The organism is Sphingopyxis sp., assembly GCF_016463645.1.
Classification (GTDB): Bacteria; Pseudomonadota; Alphaproteobacteria; order Sphingomonadales; family Sphingomonadaceae; genus Sphingopyxis.
The window spans coordinates 15,669-30,713 of the sequence record NZ_JAEMQX010000041.1 but is presented as its reverse complement, the minus strand read 5'-3'; the positions used below and the strand labels follow the sequence as shown (position 1 = coordinate 30,713).

Here is a 15,045-nt window from a genome sequence, read left to right as displayed (position 1 = left end):
TCCATGTCGAGCAGGATGCCGGCAAGCTGATGCACGACCAGCATCCGACGATGTCGTACGTCGACCTCAACCGGTCGGGTGTCGCGCTGATGGAAATCGTCTCGCGCCCCGACATGCGCTCGCCCGCCGAAGCCGGCGCCTATGTGCGCAAGCTGCGTTCTATCCTGCGCTATGTCGGTTCGTGCGACGGCAATATGGAAGAAGGCTCGATGCGCGCCGACGTCAACGTCAGCGTACGCAAGCCCGGCGACGAATTCGGCACACGCACCGAGACGAAGAACGTCAATTCGGTGCGCTTCGTGATGGCGGTGATCGAGGGCGAGGCGAAGCGCCAGGTCGAGCTGATCGAGAGCGGCGGCACGGTGGTGCAGGAAACGCGCCTCTACGACCCTGACCGCAACGAGACGCGCTCGATGCGGTCGAAGGAGGATGCGCATGATTATCGCTACTTCCCCGATCCCGACCTGTTGCCGCTCGAACTCGACGATGCGTTTCTGGCCGAGTGCCGTGACAGCCTGCCCGAACTGCCCGATGCCAAGCGCGCGCGCTATCTGAGTGAAGGGATTTCGGCCTATAACGCCGACGTGCTGACCGCCGAGGTCGAGGTGGCGCGCTGGTTCGACGCGCTGCTCGAAGCGGGCGCCAAGCCGGTCGCGGCGGCGAACTGGGTGACGAGCGAGCTGTTCGGCGCGCTCAATCGTCTCGGCAAGGACATCACCGACTCGCCGGTCAGCCCGGCGCAGGCGGCCGAACTGCTCGGCCTCGTCGCCGACGGCACGATTTCGGGCACGATCGCCAAGCAGGTGTTCGAAAAGATGCTCGAGAGCGGCGATGGCGCCGCGGCGATCGTCGACCGCGAGGGTCTCAAGCAGACGAACGACACAGGCGCGATCGAGGCCGAGATCGCCAAGGTTCTCGCCGCCAATGCCGACAAGGTCGAGCAGTACAAGGGTGGCAAGGAAGCCCTGTTCGGCTTCTTCGTCGGGCAGACGATGAAGGCGATGCAGGGCAAGGCGAACCCGCAGGTGGTGAACGAACTGCTGAAGAAGGCGCTCGGCTGATCCGCGACAGGGTTGCGGCGCTGCCGGTCGCCGTGTCATAGCCATTGAAATCAATGGGAAATGACGCGGAGATGCAGATGACGATGCGGCAAGGGCTTTGGATTGCGGGGGCGCTGGTCGCGATCATGAGCGGGACGGTGAATGCCGCGGCGCCCGCAGTAACGCCCGGCTATGACTGGGCGGTCCGCATCAACGAGGACCGCGTGTCGGACGCGATCCTTGCCTATGAGGTCGACGGCACCGACGACCAGCCGCTGAACTTCACCTGTGAGGAGGGCGGCGACCGCGTCTTTGCGGGAATTTCAGGCGGGGCGGCCGACCTTGATGCGATCGAACTCGAGGCGGGCGACCAGCGCGTGCGGCTGACGGGCAAAACCGATGCCGACGAATTGCCGACCTTTACGGCGCAGGAAATGCCGGCAACGTCGCCGCTGTTCAAGGCCTTCACCGCCAACGGCTGGTTGCGGATGACCGCCGGGGGCGAGGTGACCGACATGGTCGCGACACCGGCAGGGAAAAAGGCGATTGCACGCTTCGCCGAATTCTGCGCCGGCTGAAGCGGCGCGGCAGATGTTGCGCGCGCTCCTGACTTTCTGGCTGTTGCTGGCCGTCGGTGCGGGGCTTGCGCGGGCGGAGACGCTCGTCCTTACCGACGTCAATGTCGTGCCGATGGACCGCGAACGCGTGATTCCGCGCACGACGGTGATCGTCACCGACGGGGTGATCGCGAGCATCGGGATCAAGGCGAAGCTGCCGGCCGGAACACCGGTGATCGACGGCAAGGGCGCGTGGCTGATGCCGGGGCTCGCCGACATGCACAATCATGTGACGTCGCGCGACGATCTGGCGCTGCTGCTCGCGAACGGTGTGACGACGATGCTCAACATGGGCGAGGCGACGAACGCCTTTGCCGGGCGCACGCGGATCGCCGTGAACAAGGGCGAGGTGCCGGGGCCGCAGATATTCACCGCGCTCGCGGTCGATGGCGATCCGCAATATGGGCATCTGGTCATCCGGACGCCCGCCGATGCGCGCGCGATCGTCGGGATCGCCAAGGCGAACGGCTACAGCTTCATCAAGGTCTATACCAACCTGTCGGCCGAAGCCTTTATGGCGCTGGCCGGCGAAGCCAGGGCGCAAGGGATCGGCATCGTCGGGCATAATGCGAAGGCGGTGGGGCTCGCGAAGCAGCTTGCCGCGGGGCAGGCGTTGGTCGCGCATGTCGAGGAATTCTTCTACGGCTTCTTTCCCGAACCGCCCGCGGGCGATCCGAATGCGCCGCCCGACGAGGGCCGGATCGCCGACGCGATCGCGCTGGTGAAGGCGCATGACGCCTTCGTCACCTCGGACCTGTTCAACTATCGTACGATCGCGGCGCAGTTCGGCAAACCCGACGTGGTAAGAACCTATCTGGCGGCGCCCGAGGCACGCTATCTGTCGCCAGCCGACCGGATCGGCTGGGCACAGTCGGGCTATCAGAAAAAGGCGGTCGACCTGTCGCGGCGCGTCGCGTTCGAGGTGCGCTTCGTGAAGTCGATGGCCGACGCGGGCGTACCGCTGATCACGGGCGGCGACGCGCCGTCGATCGCGGGGCAGGTGCCGGGTTGGGCGTTGCACGGCGAGATCGACGCCATGCTGGATGCGGGGCTGACGCCTTGGCAGGCGCTGTCTGCGGCGACACGGACGCCGGGCGAGTTCATCGCGAAGACGGTGCCGGGGGCGGCGAAATTCGGCGTCGTCGCGCCGGGCTATCGCGCCGACCTGTTGCTGCTCGCGGACAATCCGCTGGCGAAGCCGGCGACCCTGCACACGCCCATGGGGGTCGTGGCGGGCGGTCGCTGGCACGACGCGGCGGCGCTGAAGGCGATGCTCGACGATGTTGCCGCGCGGCGCGTCGTTCCCTAGCTGCCCGGCAGCGTCCGGATGTGGATGAGACCGTCCTTCGCCCACAGCGTCAGATTGGCCGGATCGTCGGCATCGCGCGCGACGAGCGGACCGTAGAAGCCCGCACCGAAACCCTTTTCACGGTCCTTCGCGGCAAAGGCCTTGATGTCGGCGGGGGTGAGGGCGAGCGCGTGGGGAACCAGCCGCTCGATCCCGGCGAATCCCGCGGCGAGCGCGGCCTTGGCGAGCTTGCCGTCGTCGGCGTTCCACCGCGCGACATTCTCGCGATGATCGTAGCTGCGCTTGCCAAGCTGGACGATGCTGGAGAGCGTCTGACGATAGAGCGGGCCGGCGGCGCGGCGCTTCGCCGGGGGCTTTGCCTCGATCAGGACTTCGGCGATCACGCGGATCTGGGTGAAATCGGGCGACAGCGCATAGCGATATGTAACGAAGGCGACCTGCGGCGTCGTCGCGGCGAAGGCGAAAGCGCTGCGGCTCGCGGGCGAGACGTCCCTGGTCGCGCTGATCGCCTGCGGCTGGAGCCAGTCGGGCTGCGCGAGCGCGGCCTGCGTCGTCGACAGCGCGAGCGCATCGACGTCGAAACCGCGCAGCGTGTCGCGGAGCGGCGCGGCGGCCGCGTTCGCGCGTTCGGTCGCCGAATCGGCCAGCCGCTCGCGCTTGTCGTCCATGCCCGAGACAATCAGCGCACCGATCAGGTCGCCGCCGGTCGAAGCCGCGACGCGCCCGATGTCGATGCTCGTTTCGATCTGCGTTTGCGCGAGGCCGATCTGCACCGCACGGCCGCCGTCGACGTGCCGATATTGTTCGGCGAGCGTGACGGGCGCGTCGGGCGCCTTCGGGGCGGCGGAGGCGGGGAGCGGCGCGAGGGCGGCGGCAAGAAAAAGGCTGGTCAGGGCGCGCACGAAAGGCTCCGTTGAAAGGAAGAGGAGACGGCGGGACGGCGGAAACCGCCCCGCCGCGCCGGGATTCAGTTCACGCCCTTGGCGAATTCGAGGAAGTTCTTGACGAAGACTTCGCGGAGTTCGGTTTCGGCCGCCTCGGTCTCGTCGGTCGTCTTCGGCGGGAAATGTTCGAGGCCGTTGCCGCCGCGTCCCTTGACGAGCGCGGCCTTGTCCTTGCCGGTGCGGAAATCCTTGACGATGAAGCGGTTGTTGAGCGAGCGGCCGTAGATCGCCTTCTTCGTGTAGAAATTCTGGGTGATCACCAGCTCGACATAGCAGGGCGCCTTCGACGCGCTGAGCCGCGTGGCGGCCTTGGTCGTGATCTTGCGATCGGCGATCGGCGTTTCGAAGACGATCTGCGACGGCGGCAGCTTGAGCGCTTCGACGACGTTGATCGAGTTGAGCGCGTCGATCTGCATCTGCGGGCCGAGCGCGTCCTTCAGATAGTCGGCGTCGCTGATGTTGCGGTTCTTGTTCGACGCGGCGTCGGCGACCGCGCCGACGATGCCGAAGCCCGACAGCCAGCCGGTGGTCATCGCCTGCCCTTCGAGGGTCGGGAAGATGTGGAGTTCGCAGGTCGGCGCGGGCGCAGCGGGCGCAATCGATGTCGCGGCGATGTCGGCGGCCGCTGCGGCCGTCGTTTCGGCGGTTGCCACCGCTTCGGCCGCGGCTTCGGTCGCGGGTTCCGCGCTGTCCTGCGCGATCGCGGGCGCGATGGCGATGCACGATGCGGCGAGGGCCGCCAACGCTGTCCTTGCGGGTGTGAACTTCATTCCTGTCCTCCTGTCTTGACCTGTTCGGGATTGTCGATCGGGTTTTCGGTTGTTGCGGGTGCCGGAGCCGGCGCTTCGGCAGCGGCGTCCGGGTTTGCGGCGTCCGGCGGCGTGACGAGGATTGCGGTGCCGGCGATCGGCGGTGGCGGGGTGGCCGCGACGCCGACGGTGAAGGCGATCGGCTCGCCGGTGCGCGCCCTGAGCTCGCGGCCGCGCGGGATCACGCCGGGCTTGCCCTTGATGAAGGCGGAGAAGACGCCGACGGTGAGCATTGCCGCGGCGGTCGCGCCATTGTTGTTTGCGCCTTCCTCGCGGTAGCGTCCGCTGAGCGCGAACCGGCGGTCCCCGATCTGCAACTGGCGCAGCGTGATGCCGATGATGCCGGGTTTGCCGAACGCCCCCTTGTTGGTGGTGAAGGTGACTTCGCCATATCCGGTCGCGCCCTTGGGGACGACGATCGTCTCCCTTTCGACGATGTCGTGGAGCACGACGACGGGAAAGCGGTCGCCGAGTTTGGCGGTCATCGTCGAGAGATCGGCATCGAGCATCACGAAGACCGGCGTGCCGGCGGCAAGCGTCGCGACGACGGGCGCGGCTGTGGCGATAGCGGCAGCGCGAGGTGCGGTGGCTTCCACGACCGGCGCGGCCGGGGCGTCGACGACGACCGGCTCGGCAACTGCGCCCGCCCCGAGCGCAGGACTCCAGCAAGCGACCGCCGAGATACCGGCGGCCCATCCCCCAAAACGCATTTCTGCGACCCCCATATCCGGCCCGATGGACCGGATGGATCGAGTTGCTAATCAGCGCCTAAATCTTTGCAAGTGCTTTTTGTTTCGATGCGGAACAATATCGGGACATGCTGCTGCCGGTTACGGGCCGGTTATTGCTTTCCAGACGCTCTTTCCTTCCTTCACCGTTTCGAGGACGCGGATATTCCTGATGTCTTCGACCGGCGTTGTCAGCGGATTCTTGTCGAGAATCACGAAGTCGGCGAGCAGGCCGGGCCTGATACGGCCCTTGCGGTCCTCCTCGAACGCCTGCCATGCGGGGCCCGTGGTGAGCGCCTGCAGCGCTTCATAGGCGGTGAGGCGTTCGTCCGCGCCGCTGACGACGCCCGTCGGCGACACGCGCGCCATCGAGGTCCACAGCATGAAGCGCGTATCGAGCGGGGTGACGCTGTAGTCGCTATGATTCGACGGGATCAGCCCCGCGGCACGCGCCGAGCGGAAGGGGCTGATGAAATCGACGACCTCGGCCGGGAAGTTGGTGCGGTGGACGTCGGCCCAATACCATGTGTGGTTCGAGAAATAGGCCGGGCCGACGCCGATGCGCCTGTAAGCGGCAAGCTGGTCGCGGCGCTGGAACTGCGAGTGGATGACGACCGGGCGCCGGTCGTCGGCGGCCTTGATGCCGAGCGCGTCGAAACCCTCGATCGCCATGTCGATCGCCGCGTCGCCATTGGCGTGGACGAAGAGCTGCCAGCCGCGGTCGTGGACCTTTTTCGCCTGCGCGATGAACTCTTCTTCGGAGAGGACGGGTTCGCCGTGCCAGGGATGATGCCCCTCCGGGCTGCCGCGCTTGTAGTCGCGGGTGAAGAACCCCGTGCGCGACTGGACGGATCCGTCGAGGACGAACTTGATCCCCTGCAGCTTCACATGACCCCGATAGCTGCCGAATTCGAGGTCGGGCTGCGCGAGCAGCGCATCGAGGCCGGTCGAGAAGGGCAGGAGCGCGAGGTCGATCTTCAGTCGCTCGCGCGCGGCGGGCGAGGTCAGGAAGGTGACATCGGGCGGCAGCGTCGCGCCGTCCTGCGCGTGGGTATAGCCCTCGGCGAAATAGGCGTCCTGCGCGGCGTCGAGCGCGGCGAGTTTCTGTTCCGCCGTCGGCTGGGGCATTTTGGCGAGCATCAGGAACATCGCCTTTTCGAGCAGCACGCCGTTGAGCCTGCCGGCATCGTCGCGCAGGATCATGCCGCCGGGCGGGACGGGGGTGCTTTCGTCGATCCCCGCGGCTTTCAGCGCGGCGCTGTTCGCGACCGCGCCGTGGAGCGAGACGTGGAGCACGACGAGCGGGCGGTCGGGGGCGAGCGCGTCGAGTTCGGCGCGGGTGATATAGCGTTTCTCGGCGAGCGTTTCGTGATCGAACTGCCAGACGGTCGTCCAGCGGCCGGGGCTGGCGGGGGTGCGGGCGAGATGATCGCGGATCGCGGTCGAAACGCCGGCGATATCGGTGACCGGGCCGAGCGCCTTGCCGCGGAGGTCGAGGCCGCCCGCGCTCATCGTCGCGACGGTGAAATGCGAATGGGCGTCGATGAAGCCGGGAAGCATCGTCGCGCCCGCGAGATCATGGATGGCGGCATCCTTGCCCGCGGCGGACCGCGCCTGCCTTTCGGAGCCGGCGAAGGCGATGCGTCCGTCCCTGGTGACGACGGCTTCCACGGTTTGCGGGGTGTCGCCGTCCATCGTGACGATCGGGCCGCCACGATAAAGGATGGTTTCCTGTGCGACGGCAGGCGCCGTGGTTGTCAGGAACAATGCGATGGCCGCGGTGAATTTCATGTCTCTCTCCCCTGCGACGCATCGTGCGGAGGGTGAAGGGAGAGGTCAAGCATTCCTGAGCAAGCTAATCTTCGTCACTCCCACGAAGCGGGAATGACGAAGTCGGGCGTCAAACCTGCTGCGGAGGCATCTCATCGGGCCCGCGGCCGGGCTGGTCGATGTCGCCACCGCCCGGGCGTCCGGGGACTTCGGCGGGTTGCCCGGCGGGGTCTTCGACCGGGGTGGGCTGCACCGGCTGTTCGGGCGGCGCTTGCGGTTCGATCGTGTCGGGCTTCGGCTTGGGAAGCGGGTCGGGGCTGCTGGCCATGGTCATTCTCCTTGGATCAACCAACGAACGGGCGCGACGCATGTTCCGCCCGCATCAGGCATGTCCCGCCTGCGGAACGGGCGGGCTTTGTGCCCTTGCCCTTGGCGGCGCGTCTGCTATAGCCCCGCGCGGCCCGCACGGGCGTGCGCGGCAGCGCGCGATTTCGTGCACCCGGCCGAAAGCACCTGCGGGCGTGGCGGAATTGGTAGACGCGCTGGTTTTAGGTACCAGTATCGCAAGATGTGGGGGTTCGAGTCCCTTCGCCCGCACCAATACGCAATGCAGGCCGGGATTACAGGGAACTCCGCCATTCGGCCGGGGTTCGGATACGAGATTTTGAGCAAGGATAAGACCAAGGCAATGAAGACCGTCGAAACGCTGAACGAAGGCCTGAAGCGCGAATATCGCGTGACCATCACCGCCAAGGATATCGACGCGCGCGTCGACGACGAGGTGAAGAGCATCGCCCCGACCGTCCGCATGCCCGGTTTCCGCCCCGGCAAGGTGCCGCCGAACCTGATCCGCAAGATGCACGGCCCGGCGCTGTCGGCCGACGCGCTGAACAAGGCGATCGATCAGGGCGTGCGCGACCTGATGGCGAAGGAAAAGCTTCGCCCCGCGCTGCAGCCCGCCGTGGCGCTCGACGACGGCTATGAAGCCGGCAAGGACGCCGAGCTGACCGTCAGCCTCGAAGTGCTGCCCGACATCGCAACCCCGTCGATCGACGGGCTGAAGCTCGAGCGCCTGACCGTTCCCGCCGATGACAAGGCCGTGATGGCCAAGATCGAGGAATTCGCGGCGCAGATGAAGCGCTTCGAGGAAGCGCCGAAGACCAAGAAGGCCGCTGAGGGCGATCAGGTCATCATCGACTTCGCCGGCAGCGTCGACGGCGTCGCCTTCGATGGCGGCACGGGCGAGGACATGGCGGTCGAAATCGGTTCGGGCCAGCTGATCCCGGGCTTCGAGGACCAGCTCGTCGGCGTCAAGACCGGCGACGAGAAGGTGCTGAAGGTGACCTTCCCGGACGACTATCCGGTCGAGAATCTGAAGGGGCAGCCCGCCGAATTCGCCGTGACGGTGAAGGAAGTGAAGGTTCCGGCCGCGTCGAAGATCGACGACGAGTTCGCGAAGTCGCTCGGCCTCGAAAGCCTCGACAAGCTCAAGGAGCTGATGAAGGACCAGGTCGAGCAGGAACTGAACGGCCTGACGCGCACCTATATGAAGCGCAAGCTGCTCGACCAGCTCGCCGCGAGCCACGACTTCGACGTGCCGCCGACGATGGTCGAGGCCGAGTTCAACCAGATCTGGCAGCAGCTCGAGCATGAAGCGAGCCACGAGGAAGATCCCGAAGCGGCGAAGGCCGAACTCGAGAACGACCGCGACGATTATCGCTCGATCGCGGTACGCCGCGTCCGCCTCGGTCTGCTCCTGTCGGAAATCGGTCAGGCGCACGGCGTGCAGGTCAGCAGCCAGGAGATGCAGCGCCTCGTCATGCAGGCGGCGCAGCAGTATCGCCCCGAGGACCGCCAGCGCTTCGTCGAATATGTCCAGCAGGACGCGCTCGCCGCGGCACAGCTCCGCGCCCCGCTCTATGAGGACAAGGTCGTCGACTTCCTGTTCGAAAAGGCTGAGATCAGCGACCGCGAAGTGACGCGCGAAGAGATCGAAGCCGCGATCGAAGCCGACGACGACGGCCACGTCCATGGCCCGGGCTGCGGCCACGACCATGACCACGACCACAAGCCCGCCAAGAAGGCCGCCGCGAAGAAGCCGGCCGCCAAGAAGGACGCGGTGAAGGAAGAGGCCAAGGAAGAAAAGGCCGAGGCTCCCGCCAAGAAGGCTCCCGCGAAGAAGGCAGCGGCTCCGAAGGCCGAAGCCGAGGAAAAGCCGGCGGCTGCAAAGAAGGCTCCCGCGAAGGCCGCGGAAGACAAGCCCGCCGAAAAGAAGGCCCCGGCCAAGAAGGCCGCCGCCAAGAAATAGGCCCGGTTCAGGGCTGAACAAAAAGGCCGGGTGGAGCGATCCATCCGGCCTTTTGTTTGGCGCTGCTAGCGAACGAGGAGCCCGAGCGGCGGCGCCGCCGGCTGTTCGCTCCAATGTTGGGGCCCGCGCACGGCGCCATTTTTGCGCAGTTCGGCGAGCGCATCGAGGTCGAGGTCGGCGTAGGTCCAGCCGGGCGTGTCGAGCTCGCCGATCGCGACGACGCCTTCGGCGGGCATGCCGAGGTCGGGCGGCGCGAAGACCCCCGCCGCACCGACATTCATATCGACCACCGCCGACCAGGGGGCGGCGCCGACCGTCGGCGACTGGACGGCGAAACATTGGGTTTCGAGCGCGCGCGCCATCGCGCCGATGCGGACGCGCCAATAGCCGGCGAGGCTATCGGTGCACGCCGGGATGAGCAATATGTCGGCACCCGCGGCGGCGAGCGCCTGCGCGGCGGCCGGAAACTCGCTGTCGTAGCAGATGATCACGCCGGCCTTCGCAAAGCCGAGGTCGAAGAGCGTGATCTGCGGCGCGCCGGCGGCGATCGTCCAGCGGGTGCGCTCCCACATCGTCAGGATCAGCTTGTCCTGAAAGCCCGTTCCGCCTGCGGGGCCGAACAGGCGGGCGCGATTGACGATCCGGCTGCGCGCGTCGCGTTCGACCATCGATCCGGCGAGGATGTGGACCTTATGGCGTTGTGCGAGGTTCGCGTGGAGTCTTGCGACGTCATTCGCCATCGCCGCGAGCGGTTCGACCTGCGCGGCGGCATCGAGCGCAGCGGCGGGATCGAGAAGCGAGGCAAGCTCCATATTGCCATATTCGGGAAAGACGAGCAGGCGCGCCCCGTTTCCGGCCGCTTCGGCGACCCACGCTTCGAGCTTGGCGGCGTAGCTCGCCCAATCGGGGTGCCGATCGATCGGCCAGGCGGCGCTGGCGACGCGGATCATAAAGCGCGGGTCCAATATTGGAGGGAGTGGCTCCGTCCGGCGCCCTCGCCGACGCATTTCCAGTCGAAGGAGGCGGTCACGCCGTCAAGCGGCGCATAGCCCCGCGCGCGCCAAAATGCGTCGAGGGGGCGGTAATCGGCAGGGCGCGCGGGATCGTCCTCGTCGCGGATCACGCTGCAGAAGGCGGCTTGCGAAGCGCCCTGCGCGCGCGCCTGTGCTTCGCGATGGTCGAAGAAGGCGTGGCCGATGCCACGACCGCGATGGCCGGCGAGCAGCACCGATTCACCGAAATAGAAGGTATGCGCGATGTCGAAACCCGCGGCGGCGAGCGGCGCCTGCCATGCCGCATCCTGCGTCGCGAGCGGTGCGGCGGTGGCGGCGCCGACGATATCGTCGCCCTCGCGTGCGACGACGATCACCGCACCCTCCGCGGCGGCGAAGTTTGCGAGATAGCCGGACTCGTAACCGGCGTCGCCGTCGTAGAGATAGGGGAAGTCGCGGAACACCGCGACGCGCAGGCGGGCCAGTGCGGGGATGACCAGCGCGAGTCCCGCGCCCGTCACCGGCGCGACGGTGACGGTCATGCGCCGACCTGCTTCAGCCAGTCGTTGAGGTTGTAGTAAGTCGTGACCCGGTCGATCAGCCCGTCGGCATTGACCGACAGGAAGGCGCCGCCGGGCAAGCGGTAGTTCTGGCCGTCGGCTTCGGGGAGGCCGTCGTCGGTCGCGAGGTAGGTACCGTTGACGATGAATTCGGCGGCGGCGCGCTCGCCTTCGGCGAAGATCACCATGTCGGTGAGCCGCTCGCGGTAACAGCGCGTCATATGCGCGTTGAATTCGGCGAACAGCGCCCTGCCGTGCCGCGGTTCGCCCTGGTTGACGTCGTGCCGCATATCGTCGGCGACCAGCGCGAGCATCGCGTCGGTGTCGCCGGCGTTGAAGGCGGCGTAATAGGCGGCGACGATGTCGCGGGTGGTGGTCATGCGAATCTCCGTTCGGGTTTCGCCGCCCCTTATCAGATCACGTCCATATTGTAGCAGTGCCAGCTGAAGATCGCCGCGGCGCCGCGGTGAGGGCGCCAGGGTTCGGCGAGTTCGCGCGCCCGCTTCTCGCTCGGGCGCGCGCCGAGCTGGAGGATGCGGCCGACGGCTTCCTGCACGGCGAGGTCGCCGGCGGGCCAGATGTCGGGACGCCCTTCGGCAAAGAGCAGGTAGATTTCGGCCGACCAGCGGCCGATTCCCTTGACCCTGGTGAGCAGCGCGATCGCTTCCTCGTCATCGGGGGGAAGGGCGTCGAAGGTGAGTTCGCCGTCGAGGATCAACTGCGCGAGGCTCTTGGCATAGCCCTGTTTCTGTCCCGACAGGCCGCAGGCGCGCAGCGTGTCGAAATCCGCGGCTGCCATCACCTTGGCAGGGCAACCCTCGCCGAACTGCGCTTCCAGCTTGTTCCAGATCGAGTTCGCCGCGGCAACGCTGACCTGCTGGCCGACGATGGTGCGGAGGAGGGTGGTGTAGCCGGGCGCACGGATGCGCGGTTCGGGATAGCCCGCGTTGCCGAGCGCGCGCGCGAAATTGGCGTCGCTCGCCGCGAGCGCATCGATTCCCGCGTTCAGCTGCTGCTGGCTGAGACCCATTGCATATTCTCCGTTTGTTCTTTTGATGGCTGATAGCAACGCTTGATTTGGCGCGCAACGCGCGACATAGCGCCTGCAACAAGAAACCTGTGAGGACTGGCATGGCGAAGCTGATTGTCGTGACGCGCGACGGAACCGAGCATGAGATCGAGGGCGACACCAGCCTGACCGTGATGGAAAATATCCGCGACGCGGGCTTCGATGAGTTGCTCGCGCTGTGCGGCGGCTGTTGTTCGTGTGCGACCTGCCATGTCCATGTCGAGGCGGGCGATGTCGCGGCGATGCCCGCGATGAGCGAGGACGAGAACGACCTGCTCGATTCGACCACCGACCGCGACGACGCGTCGCGTCTGTCGTGCCAGATCCCGTTCAGCGATGCGCTCGATGGCCTCCGCGTGCGGATCGCCGCCGAGGATTGAGACTTACCGGCCCGCCGTCGCGACCGCGTAGAGCGCGATCGCCGCGGCGTTGGAAATGTTGAGGCTCTCCATCCGCGGCGAGATGGGGAGTTTCGCCAGCACGTCGCAATGCTCCATGACATTGTGGCGCATGCCGTCGCCTTCGGAGCCGAGCACCAGCGCGACCTTGCTGCCGTCCAGTGTCGAACCGAGCGTCGTTTCGGTGTCGCCCATCAGCCCGATGCGCCAATATTGCGCCTCGGCGATTTCCTCGAGCGCGCGCGACAGGTTGACGACGCGCACCCACGGCACGGTTTCGAGCGCGCCCGACGCCGAGCGCGCGATCACGCCGCTTTCGGGCGGGCTGTGGCGATCCTGGGTGATGATCGCCGCCGCATCGAACGCGGCGGCCGAGCGCAGAACGGCGCCGATATTGTGCGGGTCGGTGACCTGGTCGAGGATGACGAGCGGGCGCTTGCTGCCCGCGTCGACCTCTTCCTGCAGCAGGTCCCCGAGATAGACGCCCTCGAGCGGGTCAACCTCGATCACCAGCCCCTGATGCGGCGCGTCGCGTGCGACGAGGCGCGCGAGGTCGGCGACATCGGCGTAGGAAACGGGAATCACCGGCGGCAGGTCGAGCTGGCCGAGCGCCTCGCGCGTGCCCCAGATGCGCTTGACCGTGCGTTCGGGGTTGGCGAGCGCCGCCAATACGGCGTGGCGGCCCCAGAAACGGACGGCCTGACCGCGCGAACTCTGGCCCTGCGGGCGGCGATGACGGGAAAATTGCTTCATGCGCGCGCCTTTCCCATGACTGGCATTGACAGGCAAGCCTCGTTTCGCCATTGGACCGCTTCCCAAAGCGGGCCCCAAGGACAGGTGGCCGAGTGGTTAAAGGCAGCAGACTGTAAATCTGCCCGGGTTTCCGTACGCTGGTTCGAATCCAGCCCTGTCCACCACCCTCTGGTCCGAGGGCATCTCCTAAAATCGCTGGAAGCCGCAGAAAACCTAGGGTATTATCCCTCGGTCGTTCCTCTGCATCCCATGCCGTGTCACTGCAGCGCAGTGAAAAGTGTGGGGAGAACGTGGGGGTAAGTTTTTCGACCCCTAAGAATCGGGCTTCCGAGTGTGGGGGTAAAAAATTGGATTAACCCTATGAAAAAGCTTACGGCTTTGGCGGTTAAGGCAGCGTTGGCGAATCCCGGCACATATCAGGACGGCGATGGGCTATTTCTGAAGGTCGATAAGCGGGGAGGGGCCTCTTGGCTTCTTAGGCTGCAACGTGACGGCAAACGCCAGGATATCGGCTTGGGCAGCGCCAAGCTGCTTCCGCTTGCGGAGGCGCGTGAGAAAGCCAACGAACTTCGCAAGGCGGTCAAGATTGAAGGTCGCGATGTGCTGGCGGAAAGGAAGGACGAAGCCGCCGCCAAGGTGACATTCCGGGAAGCGGCGCGTCAATATCATAGCGAGAATGCGGCGGGCTGGAAAAGTGCCATCTATGCCCGCCAATGGCTTGCGGCCCTCGAGAGCTATGCGTTCCCGAAATTGGGCGACCTTCCGACCGGGAGAATCGCCGCATCGGACATCATCGACGTGCTGTTGCCGATATGGCAGGAGATTCCCGAAACGGCGCGTCAGGTGCGCAACCGGATCTGCGTCGTCCTCGATTATGCGCACGCGAAAGGCTGGCGCTCCACCGAAGCTCCGTCGGGCAATGGCAGCCTAAAAGCCGGGCGCGGATTGCCGCGACAGGTCAAATCTCGCGAGAATCGCAAGGCGATGCCTTATAGCGCGTTGCCCGAGTTCATGGTCGCTTTGCGTCGAAAGCCAGCATTCGGGCGACTGGCGCTCGAACTGCTCATCCTGACAGGCGTGCGCAGTCAGGAGGTTCGGCTTGCGACTTGGGATGAGTTTGATTTCGAAGCGCGCATCTGGGCTATTCCGGCGGACCATATGAAGCGGGGCAAGGCCCACATGGTCCCGCTGTCCGACGCAGCTATGGCGGTGCTCGCCAAGGCCAATGCCTTCCGGCTTCCGGATACCAATGTCGTTTTTCCGGGCGTGGCTGGAAAGCCGATGTCGGACATGACGCTGCTCAAAGTGCTGCGCGACATGAAGGAGCCGTTCCATGTGCATGGCTTCCGTTCCACATTCACTGACTGGGCGGCCAATGATGATTTTCCCGATGCCGTGGTGGAAGCGGCGCTGGCTCACAAGACACCCGATGCTGTGCAGGCGGCCTATCGCCGCACAACCTATCTTGGCACGCCGGCGCAGCCGGGTGCGCGTGTCAGGCTGATGGAGGCTTGGGGCGATTACTGCGCCGGCGGCGCTGCCGCATCAGAAAATTCGGCTGCGCTGGTCTAAACTGAGCGCGGCTTCAATTGAGCGCGCACTGGCGGCGGCAGGCTGCCGCTAGAGGTCGCGCGTTTGCTTGGGTGGGCCGCGCAGCGCTATTGGCTCGCTGCTCTTGGCGGGGCGGCGGCTAAGCACAGCTGCGCGCGCACGCCGTCCCGCCTGCGGCTTCGCCAAGGGCGCGTCTG

General features: G+C 66.3%; 16 protein-coding genes and 2 tRNA genes. 8 read left to right on the top strand and 10 right to left on the bottom strand.

Annotation, left to right across the window (positions count from 1 at the left end):
- The 3 genes from gatB to JHC57_RS10785 form a co-directional block, all read left to right on the top strand.
- The coding region (gatB, locus tag JHC57_RS10795; protein ID WP_294030004.1) for an Asp-tRNA(Asn)/Glu-tRNA(Gln) amidotransferase subunit GatB at positions 1-1,061 on the top strand (1,061 nt) is incomplete at its 5' end.
- Between the two features lie 77 nt (positions 1,062-1,138).
- Positions 1,139-1,618 carry a hypothetical protein gene (locus JHC57_RS10790; RefSeq protein WP_294030003.1) on the top strand — a complete coding sequence of 160 codons (480 nt, stop codon included), beginning with the start codon at positions 1,139-1,141 and terminating at the stop codon, positions 1,616-1,618.
- A gap of 13 nt (positions 1,619-1,631) precedes the next feature.
- Positions 1,632-2,966, top strand: coding sequence for an amidohydrolase family protein (locus tag JHC57_RS10785; protein ID WP_294030002.1), 1,335 nt, complete (start codon positions 1,632-1,634; stop codon positions 2,964-2,966).
- On the opposite strand, the gene JHC57_RS10780 is transcribed toward JHC57_RS10785, so the two are convergent.
- The 5 genes from JHC57_RS10780 to JHC57_RS10760 all read right to left on the bottom strand — a co-directional run bounded on the left by JHC57_RS10780 (position 2,963) and on the right by JHC57_RS10760 (position 7,545).
- Positions 2,963-3,868, bottom strand: coding sequence for a hypothetical protein (locus JHC57_RS10780; RefSeq protein ID WP_294030000.1), 906 nt, complete (start codon positions 3,866-3,868; stop codon positions 2,963-2,965). The genes JHC57_RS10785 and JHC57_RS10780 overlap by 4 nt on opposite strands.
- A 65-nt stretch (positions 3,869-3,933) precedes the next feature.
- On the bottom strand, positions 3,934-4,680 hold the full coding sequence (locus tag JHC57_RS10775) for a hypothetical protein (protein ID WP_294029999.1): 747 nt from the start codon (positions 4,678-4,680) through the stop codon (positions 3,934-3,936).
- Complete coding sequence (locus tag JHC57_RS10770) at positions 4,677-5,429, bottom strand: hypothetical protein (RefSeq protein WP_294029998.1); 753 nt, start codon at positions 5,427-5,429, stop codon at positions 4,677-4,679. Before JHC57_RS10770 ends, JHC57_RS10775 begins: the two co-directional genes overlap by 4 nt.
- A 120-nt stretch (positions 5,430-5,549) precedes the next feature.
- Positions 5,550-7,238: an amidohydrolase gene (locus tag JHC57_RS10765; protein ID WP_294029997.1), complete on the bottom strand. Its 1,689-nt coding sequence runs from the start codon at positions 7,236-7,238 to the stop codon at positions 5,550-5,552.
- 109 nt (positions 7,239-7,347) lie between these two features.
- Entirely contained in the window at positions 7,348-7,545 is a 198-nt protein-coding gene (locus JHC57_RS10760; protein ID WP_294029996.1) for a hypothetical protein, read from the bottom strand.
- Between the two features lie 187 nt (positions 7,546-7,732).
- Here JHC57_RS10760 and JHC57_RS10755 point away from each other — a divergent pair.
- Positions 7,733-7,817: transfer RNA gene (locus JHC57_RS10755), tRNA-Leu, on the top strand.
- Positions 7,818-7,905: 88 nt separating this feature from the next.
- Entirely contained in the window at positions 7,906-9,525 is a 1,620-nt protein-coding gene (gene tig / locus JHC57_RS10750; RefSeq protein WP_294029995.1) for a trigger factor, read from the top strand.
- 65 nt (positions 9,526-9,590) lie between these two features.
- Here tig and JHC57_RS10745 read toward each other — a convergent pair whose 3' ends face one another.
- Genes JHC57_RS10745 through JHC57_RS10730 form a run of 4 tightly spaced genes read right to left on the bottom strand, consistent with a single transcriptional unit; the run spans position 9,591 to position 12,107 of the window.
- A complete protein-coding gene (locus JHC57_RS10745; protein WP_294029994.1) occupies positions 9,591-10,475 on the bottom strand; it encodes a carbon-nitrogen hydrolase family protein in 885 nt (294 codons plus the stop codon).
- Entirely contained in the window at positions 10,472-11,059 is a 588-nt protein-coding gene (locus JHC57_RS10740) for a GNAT family N-acetyltransferase (RefSeq protein WP_294029993.1), read from the bottom strand. The genes JHC57_RS10745 and JHC57_RS10740 overlap by 4 nt, the downstream gene beginning before the upstream one ends.
- Positions 11,056-11,457 (bottom strand): ketosteroid isomerase-related protein, encoded by a 402-nt coding sequence (locus JHC57_RS10735; RefSeq protein ID WP_294029992.1) that lies wholly within the window; start codon positions 11,455-11,457, stop codon positions 11,056-11,058. The genes JHC57_RS10740 and JHC57_RS10735 overlap by 4 nt, the downstream gene beginning before the upstream one ends.
- A 32-nt stretch (positions 11,458-11,489) precedes the next feature.
- A complete protein-coding gene (locus JHC57_RS10730) occupies positions 11,490-12,107 on the bottom strand; it encodes a DNA-3-methyladenine glycosylase 2 family protein (protein WP_294029991.1) in 618 nt (205 codons plus the stop codon).
- A gap of 101 nt (positions 12,108-12,208) precedes the next feature.
- On the opposite strand from JHC57_RS10730, the gene JHC57_RS10725 reads away from it, so the two are divergent.
- A complete protein-coding gene (locus JHC57_RS10725; RefSeq protein WP_294029990.1) occupies positions 12,209-12,526 on the top strand; it encodes a 2Fe-2S iron-sulfur cluster-binding protein in 318 nt (105 codons plus the stop codon).
- A gap of 3 nt (positions 12,527-12,529) precedes the next feature.
- Here JHC57_RS10725 and rlmB read toward each other — a convergent pair whose 3' ends face one another.
- Positions 12,530-13,297 (bottom strand): 23S rRNA (guanosine(2251)-2'-O)-methyltransferase RlmB, encoded by a 768-nt coding sequence (gene rlmB / locus JHC57_RS10720; protein WP_294029989.1) that lies wholly within the window; start codon positions 13,295-13,297, stop codon positions 12,530-12,532.
- A 78-nt stretch (positions 13,298-13,375) separates the two neighbouring features.
- Between rlmB and JHC57_RS10715 the strand changes: the two genes are divergently transcribed.
- Both JHC57_RS10715 and JHC57_RS10710 read left to right on the top strand, forming a co-directional pair.
- A tRNA-Tyr gene (locus JHC57_RS10715) sits at positions 13,376-13,461 on the top strand.
- 196 nt (positions 13,462-13,657) lie between these two features.
- On the top strand, positions 13,658-14,869 hold the full coding sequence (locus JHC57_RS10710) for a site-specific integrase (protein WP_294029988.1): 1,212 nt from the start codon (positions 13,658-13,660) through the stop codon (positions 14,867-14,869).
- The last annotated feature ends 176 nt before the right edge of the window (positions 14,870-15,045 follow it).